Consider the following 14,367-nt stretch of genomic DNA (forward strand, 5'->3'; position numbering starts at 1 on the left):
TCAGACAATTGCTTATATACATATGTCAGGATAATGACCATTTATATGTTAAAGGTTTTGAATTCCCCATGCTCACATTTGCAGTCGCAACATTTTTATAGAACCACATACAGTTAGTTTCATTCATACATAACGGAATTATGATCATTCAATTTCATTGATTGGAGGTTTGGAATCATGGCAGGACAATATGGCGGTCAGCCCATAATCATTATAGATCCAAGTAAAGAGCACACAACCGGAAGAGATGCATTATCAGTCAACATTGCTTCTGCAAAGGCAGTTGCCAATATAGTTAAGTCTACCCTGGGCCCGAAAGGCATGGATAAGATGCTTGTTAACGTGATAGGTGACATCACTCTCACGAATGACGGAGCGACGATCCTCCAGGAAATGGACATCGAGCACCCTACCGCAAAGATGATCGTAGAGATTGCCAGCACCCAGGAAAAGGCAGCTGGCGATGGTACGACCAGTGCAGTAGTTATGGCAGGTGCGATGCTTGAGAAGGCTCAGGAACTGTTCCTGCTGGGAGTACACCCGACAGTCATCGTCAAAGGTTTCAGCATGGCAACCGAAAAAGCCCTGCAGGTCCTTAATGATTACGCCATCAAGGTCGACAGGAATGATCGGGAAGCACTTAAGCAGATAGCCATGACCTCTATAACCGGGAAGGCTTCTGAAATGGCAAACGAGCACCTTGCAGGAATCTGCGTGGATGCCATACTTGCCATACAGCAGGATGGCAAGGTCAATGTTGATGACGATATCGTGATCGCAAAGGAGGTCGGTGGTTCTATTGATGACACTGAACTCATAAACGGAATTTCCATCAGGCAGGAGGCGCTTCACCCTGAGATGCCACACCGCATAGAGAACGCAAAGATCGCGCTCATAGACACCGAACTTACATTCGGCAAGACTGCGACCAAATCCAAGCTCCATGTAGACAGGGCTGAACAGCTCCAGGAATTCAAGGAAAAGGAGAGAGCTAATTTCAGGATCACCATCCAGAAGATCATTGATACCGGTGCTAATGTCGTTATCTGTTCCAAGGCCATGGATGACTATGCATTGCATTTCTTCAAGGAAGCAGGTGTATATGCCACCAGGCGTGTCAGGGAAGAGGATATGATGATGCTGACCCGTTCTACCGGTGCATCTCTGGTGAGGAACATTCCGGAAATGACAGCCAACGATCTGGGATATGCGGAACTTGTGGAGCAGGAAGACATCCATGAGGAGAAGACCTTTATCAAGGGATTCAGGGATGCCAAGACCATGACCATTCTGGTAAAAGGCGGTACCGAGCATGTCACTGACAATATCGAGCGTGTCTTTGACGACGCACTGCGCGTCGTAAAGTGCGTGTTCGAGGATGGAACAATAGTTCCGGGCGGAGGAGCATCCGAGATAGAAGTCGCACAAAAACTACGTGCATACGCTGCCAGTGTGCAGGGACGCGAACAGATGGCCATTGAAGCATTCGCATCAGCCATCGAGGAAATCCCAAAAGCCATCGCAGAGAACTGTGGTTTTGACGCTATCGACATGCTTCTGAATCTGCGTGCCAGCCACGGCACCATGAAATATGCAGGTATCGACATAAAGACCGGCGGCGTCTCAAATATGTATGATATGGGTATCATCGACCCCCTCAGGGTAAAGACCCAGGCCATCAAGTCAGCCGCAGAAGTTGCCAGTATGGTGCTGCGTGTTGACGACATGCTCCGCGCCAGAGAAAAGGACATGATGGATGTAGCTCCCGAGCACAACATCCACAATTATGATATGAGCGGAATGGGAATGTAAGAGGCGTGGCCTCTTATCATTTCCTGTATTTTCGATCTTTCTTCTATTTGAAAATTTTTTGCAGAAAAGCACACTTAATTGGTCATCTGTGTTCTCTGTGGTTGCCTTTCTACTTGCTGCTGCAATTCTTAGTGCATTTCTATATTATCATTAGTACATAGAATGATACAGACTTGCACCTTTTGCGATGTTGTTATCAATCACCTCAGACGCAACCTTCATATATTTAGTTTTTTATAAAAGCCACTGGTTTTAAATAAAGTCTGAGAGGGACGATCATTTTGAATGAGACATCAAATATTCACTCATTGCACTATATGTTTGCAATCTTTTTTCTTTCCGGTGCCATGTCATGCACAGGAGTATCGAAGTTGACTGCACCACCAGTAAATCTGGTAAATCCCCAGGAGGGTTCAATTTGAAGCATGTGATTCTTGCGTTTATGCTATTTTTAGCATTGTTTTCAGGAATAGGACAGGCGAACACGATTGAAGTAGAGAATCTTACGGACAGTCTAAATGCTGGAAATCTAGTAAATATACTGCTTGGAGAAAATAGTTCCGTCGTTGTTTCTAACATCACTGTTACAGGCACTAATCTGGCAATTGGGAAATTCACGAATGGTGGCACTCTTGGATTTGATACGGGTGTCGTGATGACTACCGGTAATCTTTCACACGTTTCTTACGATATGTCTTTCTTCGCTGACACGAACAATACCCTACCTGGGGACAGTGATTTAGATGTACTTGTTAACAACATTACATATGATGCAGTTGTTCTGGAATTTGATTTCATTCCTGAAAAAGGTAGCATTTCATTCAACTACCGTTTAAGTTCAGAGGAGGATTTCTTAGATGTTTATGACGATGCTTTCGGCCTCTTTGTAAATGGTGCGAATGTTGCTCTGTTACCAAACGGATATAATGTAAGTGTTACTAATATTGGGCATGGTCCATATTATGAGGCAAGTCCTCTCAACACTTGTTTTAACGGATCAAGTATAATACTAACAGCTAGCGCTGAAGTGATGCCAAACACTTTGAACCACATGAAATTTGCAATTGCCGATGCTAGAGATGGCATTTGGGATTCAGCGGTTTTCATAGAGGGCGGTTCCTTCGTGTCTAATACTCTTCCTAATGCACCAGTAGCCCCTCTTTGTGAAGGCGAAACAAATCCTACAAACGTATCTGACCTGACTCCGGAATTTAGCTGGACTTTCTCCGATCCTGACGTTAATGACACGCAAGGTGCTTATCAAATTCTCGTAGGTACGAGTGCAGGTGACAGCGACATGTGGGAGAGTGGTAAAGTTACAAGTTCTTCCTCAACGGACATATCTTATGCAGGTTCCGCTCTGGGCTGGAATACAACATACCATTGGAGAGTGAAGACATGGGATAACTACGATGATGAAGGTACTTACTGTGAAAACCAGACATTTGTAACATCAGCGTTACCAGTCGCCAACTTCACTGCTAACGTTACTTCCGGTGCTCTTCCGCTTTCAGTAAGCTTCACTGACCTGTCCAGCAATACTCCAACTTCCTGGTTCTGGGACTTCGGTGATGGTAATAATTCAACTGACCAGAATGCTGCTCATATCTATGCATCCGTGGGTATCTATACCGTCAGCCTGAATGCAACAAATGCCGGCGGCAGCAACGTTAGCACACAGACCGATTATATCACTGTTGCTATTGAACCAGTTGCCAGCTTCAGTTCAAATGTTACGTCAGGAGCTGTTCCACTGTCAGTTAACTTTACCGATGAGTCAGCCAACAGTCCAATCTCCTGGTTGTGGGATTTCGGTGACGGTAACACTTCAACTGACCAGAACCCGGCACATACTTACGTCGCTGCAGGCACCTATAACGTCACTATGAATGCGACCAACGTAGGTGGCAGCAATGTCACCACACAAACCAATTACATCACTGTTGCTATTGCTCCTGTTGCCAGCTTCACTGCCAACGTCACTTCTGGTGCTGTTCCACTATCAGTGAACTTCACCGATACTTCCACCAATACTCCAACCTCTTGGTTATGGGACTTTGGTGACGGCAATACTTCAACAGACCAGAATCCGACATACACATATACTGCTGTAGGAACCTATAGCATCAACCTGAATGCAACAAATGCAGGTGGCAGTAATATCAGCACTCAGACCGAGTACATCACTGCTGCGTTTGCTCCAGTTTCTAATTTCAGTGCCAATGTGACTGAAGGCGCTGTTCCATTGTCTGTGAACTTCACTGATACTTCCACCAACAGTCCGACGTCATGGTTGTGGGATTTCGGTGACGGTAACACCTCTACAGTTCAGAACCCGGCACATATTTACGTCGCTGCAGGCATCTATAACGTCAGCCTGAATGCGACCAACGTAGGCGGCAGTAACGTCAGCACTCAGTTGTCCTTCATCACAGCTGCCTATACCCCGGTTGCCGGTTTCACTTCCAACGTTACTTCCGGTGCAGTTCCGCTTTCAGTGAGTTTCACAGATCAGTCCACTAATGCAACTGCATGGTACTGGGATTTTGGTGATGGGAATACATCCGCTCTCCAGAACCCTACCCACACATACATGGATGTAGGTACTTATAATGTCAACCTGACTGCAATAAATTCAATAAGTGGCAATGATACCCTTACACGGACCGATTATATCACAGTTGCTATTGCTCCTGTTGCCAGCTTCACTGCCAACGTCACCTCCGGTGCTGTTCCACTATCAGTGAACTTCACCGATGGGTCTGCCAATGCCCCAATTTCCTGGTCATGGGACTTTGGCGATGGAACTAACTCGACAGAACAGAACCCCACCCACACCTATGCTTCTGCGGGAACTTACACGGTCAGTCTCAACTCAACTAACGTGGCTGGCAGCAATACCAGCACACAGAATGATTATATAACAGCAGCAGTGACTCCTGTTACCAGTTTCACTGCTAACGTCACCTTCGGTGCAATTCCGCTTTCAGTGAATTTCACCGATCTGTCTGGAAACAGTCCTACTTCCTGGTTCTGGGACTTCGGTGACGGGACAAATTCGACTGACAGGAATGTTACACATACCTACACAAGTGCAGGCACTTTTATTGTTAACCTGACAGCAACAAATGCAGGTGGCAGTAACATCAATACACAGACTATTATCACTGATTCTGTTCCTGTTTCTAACTTCAGTGCAGATGTCACCTCAGGAGCTATTCCTTTAGCTGTGAACTTCACCGATCAATCCGTCAACGCTACTGCATGGTATTGGGAGTTTGGCGATGGAAATGCATCTGCTCTCCAGAACCCAACCCACACATACATGGATGTAGGTACTTATAATGTCAACCTGACTGCAATAAATTCAATAAGTGGCAATGATACCCTTACACGGACCGGTCACATCACCGTTGCCATTGCTCCTATTGCCAACTTCACAGCTTCTGCAACCTCAGGAACAGCGCCTTTTGCTGTCACTTTCACCGATTTGTCTACCAACAGCCCGACTGCATGGGCATGGGATTTCGGTGACGGAGCAACTTCGACTGACCAGAATGCAACATACACCTATACAAGTGCAGGCACCTATGCAGTCAGTCTCAATGCATCCAATGTGGGTGGTAGTAATGTAAGCACCCAGATGAGCTACATCACCGTAAGCTCCGCAAATTCTGACTCCGGCCGCCGTGCATCCTTAAGTCCCGGCCAGCCACCTGAAAGTGTCACATCTACCTACACTTCTGTAAAACATGTCATGGGAGGCACCAGCGTGGAGTACGACCTTTCAAGTACCGGTAGTCCAGTGCTTGGAATCAGCTTTGATGCAAAGGACAACGAGGGGCTTGTGGTCGCAAAAGTGCAGGTTCTCTCGGACAGGCCGGAAGGCATTCCCAACCCGCCAGGAAACTCATACCAGCTTATGAGTATCGACGTTGGAAGCCAGGGAACTATCTCAAGCCACAATGCCGATAACATCAAGATCAACTTCAAAGTAAGCTGGGACTGGATAAGAGAGAACAACATCGACCCCTCCACTATCCGCCTGACAAGATATTATGATGGAGAGTGGCAGAAATTGCCTACAGGCAAGGTAAGTGATGACGGCCAATTTATTCACTTCGTTGCAGAAACTCCGGGATTCTCCATCTTCAGTGTTGTCGGCGACGAGTTAGGAACAACCGAGGGAGAGAAAACTGCCGATACAGCCCTCTTTGAAGAAGCAACAGAAGTTCCCATAGAAACAGAGGACAAAAACACTCCTGGATTCACCGGATTGATGGGACTGCTCTTTGTAGCGGTTGCATTCTTGGCAAGCAGAAGGTCCAGACTTTAAGGAAAGGGCAGTCACCTGTCCTTTTCAATTTCTTTTTTCATGAACATTTCCAGGCCATCCTGCAATCCGTAGAAGTTCCTGTAATCCCGGATAACATTCTCTGCTTGCTTTGGATAACGCCTGAACATAAACCTGACAAATTCCTCTTTGGACGTACATTCCTTTACAATGCCTATAAGCTCCGTAGCGTATTTTTTTGACATTACGTTATCTTTCTGTATCTCGAATGTCAGGCACAGAGCCTGCGCCGGAAAATATTTCCTCCGGATGAACGGTCCAACCGAACCCAGCAACACGCCGTAGTTCAGCCTGCTGAACGCAGGTACACCTACACGCTGAAGCCTGTCCGGCTCGGTAAGGGCGGAGAGATTTTTTGCAGAGTAGGAGTGCAGCTCGATGTAAATATCAGGGTGCAACTCCTCCACTGCCTCAGTGATGGACTGGCCTATGGTTGTAAAATAACTGTCATCCAGCGTTGACACATAATTGCCTGTGCTAACTACAGGAATAACTGCCAGAGTGCCTTTCTCCGGGGCCTGTACATTTTCAAGTATGTCTGAAGTATCCTTCCATTCGTTCCCGTGCAGGCCGGCAACAAAAAGCCTGACAGGGAGACCTTGTCCGAGTATCTTGTATGACATTTGAATAATCAGCTGCTCTCTTTCTCGGCTATGACGTAGATCTCCATCTGTTCCGGATCTATCACATTCAGTATCCTGAACCCGCCGTCCTCTACCATTTCAATGAATGGATGGCTGTCTTCTATATTTGATATCTTGATGACCAGCAGGAGCTTCCCACCGGTCTTTAGCAGAGGGGAGACTCTCTCCAGGGCCTGTATTGAATCAAGGGGTTCAAGTGTCATGTCAATAAGCAGCACGTCCACCTGCTCTGGTGAGAGTTCCCGAAGGGGAGCGTGGAATACATCTGCAAACACAATAGATACATTGTCTTTCTCGTGTTCTATCTTCTTAAGCTCGGCTCTGAAATCCCTGCTGAACTCAACTCCCCGGACCTTAGCGGCTATTTCCGATACATAGAGCACGAACCCTCCGGCACTCGACCCCAGGTCAAGCACACTGTCATTCTCAGTGATCATGCCGGTGGCTTCCTGTATCTTTTTAAGTTTAAAGTACCCCTTTGGCATATCCAGGCCTTCCTCCACCCGGACCTCTTCCCCGGCCATAATATCCTTTGAAGGTTTTCTCACAATAATCCCGCCTACGCTGACATTCCCTTCAAGTATCGCGGTCTTTGCCCGCGCCCGGGACTTGAAGTGGCCGGTCTCCACAAGATATGCGTCCAGTCTCATAAGAAGGCTAATATAGGCTTTACTATTTTAGACTTTACCATGAACGGCTGCATGTAGAATCCATCACTGGATATTATTATTCCGGCACCCATCTTTCCATCACAGGCCTTGCCGACAGGCCGTGTATGAATATGGAAAGGATGATCACCGTGGTAACCAGGGCAAGGGCTTCCTTGCTTCCCTCAAAACCTGCATGAGAATAAGCATAGAGTAGATAATATATTGATCCTATCCCGCGGATACCATAAAATGAAATGATGTACTTTTTAGATTTTCGCAAACGTGTTCCGGACAGAGCGAGAAGTCCGGTCAAAGGCCTGACAATCAGCACTATGAAAGCAGCTGCCGGGATCATATACCATTGAAAGTCCTCCATAAACCCGTGGCTGATGTAAACTCCCAGCATGGTGAATAAGATCACTACAAGAGTCCTTTCTATCTCTTCGGAAAAGTCATGCAGGAGATCCAGATACTCATGCATGATCTCCTGCTGTTTGAAGGTGCATGCTGCTACAAAGACTGTAATGAAGCCATATGAATTGGCCATCTGGGCCAGCCCATAAGGAAAGAGTGTGAGGCTAAGTGCCAGCAATCCCACGGATAGGACTGAACTGTTACACTGAGGTCGGGGACAGCTGAAAATTATTTTTGCCAGCAGCCAGCCGGTTCCTATCCCCAGAAGCGTACCCACAATGATCTTATAGAGAACATCGATTACAAGCCAGTCGGCAAACCATAGTGAAGGATGAATACCCGCCAGGGCCATGGCAATGGCCATATTGGTAAAAGGGAAGGCCAGTCCGTCATTCAACCCAGCCTCGGCGGTCAGCGCCAGCCGGGCACTTGATGTATCTTCCTCATGGGGAGGTGTTGTTTGTATATCTGAAGCCAGTACGGGGTCCGTAGGAGCTAGCACGGCTCCCAGCAGCATTGCTGTGGCAGGTGCAAATCCCAGGAACTTCCATCCGTAAAGTGCTATTAAGGCAATTGTCAGCGGCATGGTGATAGCCAGCGGTCGTACAGCATAACGCCAGGTTTCCCAGGCAAAAGGCCGCTTGAGTTTAAGTCCTGCAGCAGTAAGTGAAATGATAACACCTATCTCTGTAAGCCTTTCGCCCAGATAAGGTTCTTCTCCGATATGGGGTAGAGGGCTTTCCGGAAAAAAGAAGAACACAACGGAAGATATCAACAGATACGCAATGGGCGCGGTTATCATATGACGTGACAGGAATCGTGGGGATACCACTGCGATCAAAACAGCAATCCCCAGGTAAAACAGGATCAGATTATAACTGCCAGGGGAAAACACATCGACCGGTTCCATGAGTTACCTGCTTAGCTCTTTAAAGGTTACAATAAATGCACTAAAATAAAATGAGTCTCCATTATTAAAGTTTTTACTTCATAAAATATTAGATGAGTATTGAAAGTAAGGCCATGATATTATGGGAGTGGTCAGTATTTATACCATAACACCCAGATTTCCCTGAAACATGGATAAAGGATGGAAATAAGTGTTAAAAGCAGTGATATTTGACATGGACGGCGTGCTGACAGATTCAATGCCTTACCACGCACAGGCCATGAAGAAGGTGTTCAACAGGCGGGGGATCACCATCGACATACAGGACATCTATGAGAGAGAAGGGGAAAAGACCGTGGATGTCGTTGACTTCCTGCTGAAGAAGGGGACAGGTGACACTTCAGAATATGACCGGAGCTCCATTGTTGAAGATTACATCGCAGAGTTCAGAGTTATTGCAGATATAAGGGTGTTCGAAGGGATGAAGGAGTGTTTGCAGGCGCTTAAAACGAAGTTCCTGCTTGCGGTGGTATCCGGTTCCGACAAACCCATAGTTTACGACATAATGGAGAAGAAGTTCCCAGGAATTTTTGACGTCATCGTTACAGGAGATGATGTAAAGCGCGGTAAGCCTGCCCCCGAGCCATACCTGAAAGCTGTCTCCATGTTAAAAATAGGTAAAAAGGAGTGCTTCGTTGTGGAGAACGCTCCCATGGGTGTGGATTCAGCTCTCAGTGCCGGACTCTGCTGTATTGCAGTGCCAACTTACCTTGCACCTGAGAAACTAAGCAGTGCTAACCTTCTTATTCCTGACCACAAGGAACTGGTAAACTACCTCCTTGATCTTGAGCCCACAAGCAACACCTGCCTTTAGTTTTTAAAGGCTCAGTCTTTGAAATAATTGCATTTAATGCCGCTGCTGTCCGAGCACTGGTTGCAGGAAATGCATTTGACTGCATCAGCCTGCCCCGTCCTGAGTTTAGCCACCAGGTCCGGCTCGGCAATGAACGGCCTGCTCAGGGATATCATGTCAGTGTATCCATCCTCAAGCAGCATCTCCATAACTCCCTTTGACCTGATGCCGCCGACGAGTATTACAGGGATATCGATAGCTTCTTTCATCATCCTGGAATATTCCCTGTAGTAAGCTTCCTCTTCCGGCGAGCTTATTTTTGTCCTGAACATCTCATCTCCTGCATCAGCGATCCCTCCGCTGACTTCGATTGCACAGACCCCGTTATCTGCCAGTATCTTTGCTATCTCTATTGATTCCGGAGCATCAAGGGAATTCTTTTTGGAACCTTTAGGGAAACCATCCGTAACGTTCAGCTTGACCATTATTGGATAATCACCGACCATCTCCCGGGATCTTTTAATTATGTCAAGAATTACCTGCGTGCGTTCTATTATGCTGCCTCCCCACATGTCCTTCCTGCGGTTGGTATAGGGCGAGATGAAGTTGCTTAGCAGGAAACCGTGGGCGCAATGCAACTGCACTGCATCAAAACCTGCTTCTTTGCATCTCCTGACAGCCTGTGCAAAGTCCTCTATGGTTTCCAGGATTTCCTGCTCGCTCATTTCTTCGGGGGTTGTTCCTGTACCCTTTAGAGTGATAGAAGAAGGAGCAAGTGCATATGGATTATCGGTGCTGATCATAGTTTGCCTGCCGCCGTGCACCACCTGGAGCACTATTCTCCCTCCTTGTGCATGAACTCTGGAAACGATTTCCCTGTAAGCTTCGATGAACCTGTCGTCATATATTCCCTGCTGCAGGTGGTCGCTCTTTCCTTTCGGGTTGACATATGCATAGCCCGTGATAATGAGCCCGACCTCGTTCATGGCAAGTTCCTCATACATGTCTCCAATCCTTGAGGTGGGCGTACCGTCGGCTTGCGCCATCCATTCGTGGGTCGCAGAGCGCACAAAGCGATTGCGGACATCAAATCCGCACAAGGTCATCGGTTCGAACAACATGAGGAGTTATTGATGCCAGTGGCTTATAATGCTTTTCTTAGACCGCCTTTTGGATACGAAATGAGCTTGCACATCAATGATATGCTGAACGGATCTTATCTCTCAGTTCCTCATTGCGGACCCTGTAGAGCAGCAGTGTGACAAAGAGCAGGAAGAATGCGGCCATATTGATGAGCAGTGTCAATTGAAGAGTAGTGCCTTCAAGCCCGCCGCCAGACCCTCCGTAGGCAGAAGAACCGAACATAAGCGGATGTGCAGAACGCCAGAGCCTGATAGACAGGAAGCTCAGGGGCACAGAAACAAAGCCTACTATGCCAAAAACAGCAGCGAGCCGGGCTCTCTTTTCGGGTTCTTCGATAGCCTGGCGCAACATCAGGTATGCAAGATAGACGAGCATAAGCACCAATGACGTGGTAAGCCTGGGTTCCCATACCCAGTACCATCCCCAGGTAGCTTTTGCCCATATTGAGCCGGTGACAAGAACAAGGAAGGAGAATACAACACCAACCTCGGCAGCCGAGAGCGCAACAGTGTCCCATTTGCTGCTATTGAGCCTGAGATGCTGTACACTTGCAATAAGCACGACAATGAATGAGAAATAAGCCGTAAATGCAATCGGAAGATGGAAATAGAATATCTTGAAACTATTGTCCAGTATCTGCCCTGTGCCGCTTCTCATCTCCGGAAGGTAGAAGAACACTATCCATATGGCAAGTGACATAAGAGCGATAGTAGCGATTGCAAGTGCTTTCTCTGGATTCCATTTTAAGGACATGCTGTCTCCTGTGACATTACCGATGCTTTACTTTTTATATAAAGGCTTTTGATATGCTCAGGCCACTCAGTCCTGGATGATGAATTCGAAGACAAGATGCCCTACAGCAAAGAATATCAGGTCGTATACAAGCAGGAGTCGCATTTCTGTATATATGCCGCTGATGTCGCCGGTAGCCAGCACCTTGCCTGTTGCCATCACAGCCGGAATGAGGACAGGGATAATAAGAGGCAGTAGCAGTATAGGGAGCATTATCTCCCTTGCTCGTGTATTGACAGTGAGAGCCGATAACAATGTCCCGACAACGACAAAACCAAGAGTGCCAAGGATTATCACCAGTGACAGGCCTGCAAGACCGCTGATCTCATAATTGAACAGCACTACAAAAACCGGGATGGTCAGTGCCTCGACAAGGAACATGATAATGGCGCTTGAGATTATTTTGCCTGTATAGATAGCTCCGCGGTCGACAGGACAGAGTTTCAATCCTTCAAGGCACCCATTGTCCATTTCAGAACCGAAGGCACGTGAGAGTCCCAACGTTCCCGCGAATATGAAAGATATCCAGAGCACTCCAGGAGCTAGTTTCTCAATGACATCGGGCTGGCCCAGCATCTCTCCAAATGCTATACTGAATATGATAATCACAAGAAGGGAAAAGATGAACATGGAGTTTATCATCTGCTTGGTCCTGAACTCTGACCTCAGATCCTTTATTGCTATATGGAAACTTCTGATCATGTTCTGCTGCCTCCAGTCACTGAAAGTCAGAAACCTCTTTCAATTCCCTATCTCCGCACACGAGTGAACGGTAGATAATTTTAAAATCTTCAACATCAGCGATTTCTGTCCTCAGGGAATCGTGCACTATTTTTCCGCTGTCCATAATAATAACCCGGTCACATAACTGCAGAGCTCTTTCGATATCATGGGACACCATAATTTTTGTTACCATATTTGTATTCAAATTCTTTAGTACATTCTCGAATGTCTCCGCAGCCTGGGGGTCAAGTCCGGTATACGGTTCATCCATCAGTAATATGGAAGGTTTATGTACAAGCGCCCTTGCTATAGATAAACGTTGTTTCATTCCCCTGGAAAAAGAGCCCACCCTGTCATTTCCACGTTTCAGCAGGTTGACCTGGGTCAGCAGTTCTTCAATGCGCTCCTCAAGAGCGACTTTTCCAATGCCATACATTTTTCCAAAGAAACGGAGGTTTTCCCTTGCAGTGAGTTCGTCGTATAGGTAAGTTTCATGAGAAACAACCCCTATTATCTGTCTTGCAGCCGCAGGGTCCTTTTTGGTATCAATACCGTTCATTGTCAGAGATCCCCTTGTCGGCGTGATGACAGTTGCCAGCGCTTTCAGAAGAGTTGTTTTACCGGCTCCGTTGGGGCCGAAAATAACTATGAACTGACCCTTCTCAACCAGAAGATCAATATCCTTTAGTGCCACCCGGTTTCCAAAACTCTTCCATACGCTTCTGGCTGATATGATAGGATCCATCGGAGGTATATTGATATTAGTATAAATTAACGTTTTGTTGCATCAAGCTATCTAAAATGTTAAAACGAATATAACCACATGAGATCATTGAAACTATGCAATTAAGCGCCAAAATCGATTTTGCGTCCTGATGATTGTAAAAGGTGTTGAAATTACAAAGGCATTTAATTATTTGGTACTAAGAGAATATCAGTTAGTACCAATAATTAGAACCATGATTGAAAAACAACTTCCTAATGCAGTTATCAACGGGGATGTTATTAAAGAGAGTTTAGGTTAAGTAATAACAAGACTTACTACATGTTGCGGGTCGTGGGGGAAAATGAGCCGCTATTTGAGAGTGGATTAGTCGAGAGATATTGGGGAATATCTCGGATTCGTAAGGAGAGAGGTGCTTCAAAGCGTGGTGGTTTCCAGGCACCTCGTCCTACATCTTAACGAGGGAAAAAGGACTTTATCATATATAGTGTTCTCGTTATCGAAAATGTTTTCACGCGAGGAATATTTTGGTTAAAGTTCAGTTACTTTTGTTGAGTTTTTCAAGTAATAATCACGTAATTCAATGTTCCATTTAATTGCACTGGGTTTACAGCACATGAGTTGTTTATTATCATATTCACCTGTTCTCAACAGTAGCCGGAAAAATGTGCAATAGTCATTATGGCCGAAAGACACAAAATCCATCTTATTATTATAAACAAAAAAATCAAACTTCCCTGTATCGAGGTATTTTTTAAATTCACAACTGAAATTAAGCTTTATTCTTTCAAAGAGCTCTTTGCTCACGATAAAAGTTATGTGTTCTACATTGTTTATCCACTCACCGTAAATCTCCGGAAAGTTAGGGTAGAGGAATGTAAGGACAAGTGTTAAAGATTTTGATTTATTTGAGTTCTCAAAGAATTCTTTGTTGACATCATATATCTCCATAATAGAAGGAGTTATCACTTTACAGGAACAGAACTCATGCAACCGGGCAAGTAAATGAGGAGGGATAAAATCAAGCTTATGAGTTCCCCAATAGTCAATATCATTGTCCAGAACATCAAGAGTGCTTAAAAGAGGAACCATATCATCAACAATCAGTTTTCCGATCCTTGTCAGTTCATAAGCATCTCCACTGTGAGAAATGAGATGATAATCCTCTAAAACCTTCATCTGTGGAAGTAAAGCCTGTCTTGTTGTTTTTAATGAATTGAGAATGGTGACCATCTCTTTAGATCCATCCTGCAATAAGAGAAGAGAATTTTTCCGTTTGTCGGATGCAAATATAACATCGAGTAAAGGCTTCTTCATTATAGCACAACCCCGCCTTCAATGCACTAAAATAAGGTATGAGGTTGTGCTA

Annotated in this window: 12 protein-coding genes; 4 read left to right on the forward strand and 8 right to left on the reverse strand. The window is 45.8% G+C overall.

Annotated features, from left to right (window positions below; all coding sequences use genetic code 11):
• Window positions 1–177 precede the first annotated feature (177 nt).
• Window positions 178–1,812 carry a thermosome subunit alpha gene (gene thsA / locus QZZ22_RS10485; RefSeq protein WP_292464596.1) on the forward strand — a complete coding sequence of 545 codons (1,635 nt, stop codon included), beginning with the start codon at window positions 178–180 and terminating at the stop codon, window positions 1,810–1,812.
• A gap of 427 nt (window positions 1,813–2,239) precedes the next feature.
• Window positions 2,240–6,148, forward strand: a complete 3,909-nt coding sequence (locus tag QZZ22_RS10490) for a PKD domain-containing protein (protein ID WP_292464808.1) — start codon at window positions 2,240–2,242, stop codon at window positions 6,146–6,148.
• A gap of 11 nt (window positions 6,149–6,159) precedes the next feature.
• Here QZZ22_RS10490 and QZZ22_RS10495 read toward each other — a convergent pair whose 3' ends face one another.
• The 3 genes from QZZ22_RS10495 to QZZ22_RS10505 all read right to left on the reverse strand — a co-directional run bounded on the left by QZZ22_RS10495 (window position 6,160) and on the right by QZZ22_RS10505 (window position 8,784).
• Window positions 6,160–6,789: a DUF2119 domain-containing protein gene (locus QZZ22_RS10495; RefSeq protein ID WP_292464598.1), complete on the reverse strand. Its 630-nt coding sequence runs from the start codon at window positions 6,787–6,789 to the stop codon at window positions 6,160–6,162.
• Between the two features lie 8 nt (window positions 6,790–6,797).
• On the reverse strand, window positions 6,798–7,460 hold the full coding sequence (locus QZZ22_RS10500) for an SAM-dependent methyltransferase (protein WP_292464601.1): 663 nt from the start codon (window positions 7,458–7,460) through the stop codon (window positions 6,798–6,800).
• A 76-nt stretch (window positions 7,461–7,536) separates the two neighbouring features.
• Complete coding sequence (locus tag QZZ22_RS10505; protein WP_292464602.1) at window positions 7,537–8,784, reverse strand: cation:proton antiporter; 1,248 nt, start codon at window positions 8,782–8,784, stop codon at window positions 7,537–7,539.
• A 190-nt stretch (window positions 8,785–8,974) separates the two neighbouring features.
• Between QZZ22_RS10505 and QZZ22_RS10510 the strand changes: the two genes are divergently transcribed.
• On the forward strand, window positions 8,975–9,637 hold the full coding sequence (locus QZZ22_RS10510) for an HAD family phosphatase (protein WP_292464604.1): 663 nt from the start codon (window positions 8,975–8,977) through the stop codon (window positions 9,635–9,637).
• Window positions 9,638–9,648: 11 nt separating this feature from the next.
• Here the strand turns inward: QZZ22_RS10510 and QZZ22_RS10515 are convergent, their stop codons facing one another.
• From QZZ22_RS10515 to QZZ22_RS10530, 4 genes are all read right to left on the reverse strand, one after another.
• Window positions 9,649–10,737 carry an NADH:flavin oxidoreductase gene (locus QZZ22_RS10515; RefSeq protein WP_292464606.1) on the reverse strand — a complete coding sequence of 363 codons (1,089 nt, stop codon included), beginning with the start codon at window positions 10,735–10,737 and terminating at the stop codon, window positions 9,649–9,651.
• Between the two features lie 73 nt (window positions 10,738–10,810).
• The gene (locus QZZ22_RS10520) at window positions 10,811–11,512 is read right to left on the reverse strand and encodes a cytochrome c biogenesis protein (RefSeq protein WP_292464607.1); all 702 of its coding nucleotides are present in this window, start codon (window positions 11,510–11,512) and stop codon (window positions 10,811–10,813) included.
• Window positions 11,513–11,578: 66 nt separating this feature from the next.
• On the reverse strand, window positions 11,579–12,253 hold the full coding sequence (locus QZZ22_RS10525; protein WP_292464608.1) for a heme exporter protein CcmB: 675 nt from the start codon (window positions 12,251–12,253) through the stop codon (window positions 11,579–11,581).
• 16 nt (window positions 12,254–12,269) lie between these two features.
• Window positions 12,270–13,019: an ABC transporter ATP-binding protein gene (locus QZZ22_RS10530; RefSeq protein ID WP_292464609.1), complete on the reverse strand. Its 750-nt coding sequence runs from the start codon at window positions 13,017–13,019 to the stop codon at window positions 12,270–12,272.
• A 130-nt stretch (window positions 13,020–13,149) separates the two neighbouring features.
• Between QZZ22_RS10530 and QZZ22_RS10535 the strand changes: the two genes are divergently transcribed.
• A complete protein-coding gene (locus QZZ22_RS10535; RefSeq protein WP_292464610.1) occupies window positions 13,150–13,299 on the forward strand; it encodes a hypothetical protein in 150 nt (49 codons plus the stop codon).
• Between the two features lie 230 nt (window positions 13,300–13,529).
• Here the strand turns inward: QZZ22_RS10535 and QZZ22_RS10540 are convergent, their stop codons facing one another.
• Window positions 13,530–14,315 (reverse strand): winged helix-turn-helix domain-containing protein, encoded by a 786-nt coding sequence (locus tag QZZ22_RS10540; RefSeq protein ID WP_292464612.1) that lies wholly within the window; start codon window positions 14,313–14,315, stop codon window positions 13,530–13,532.
• Window positions 14,316–14,367 lie beyond the last annotated feature (52 nt).

Origin of the sequence: Methanolobus sp. (genome assembly GCF_016278365.1) — an archaeon.
GTDB lineage: Archaea > Halobacteriota > Methanosarcinia > Methanosarcinales > Methanosarcinaceae > Methanolobus.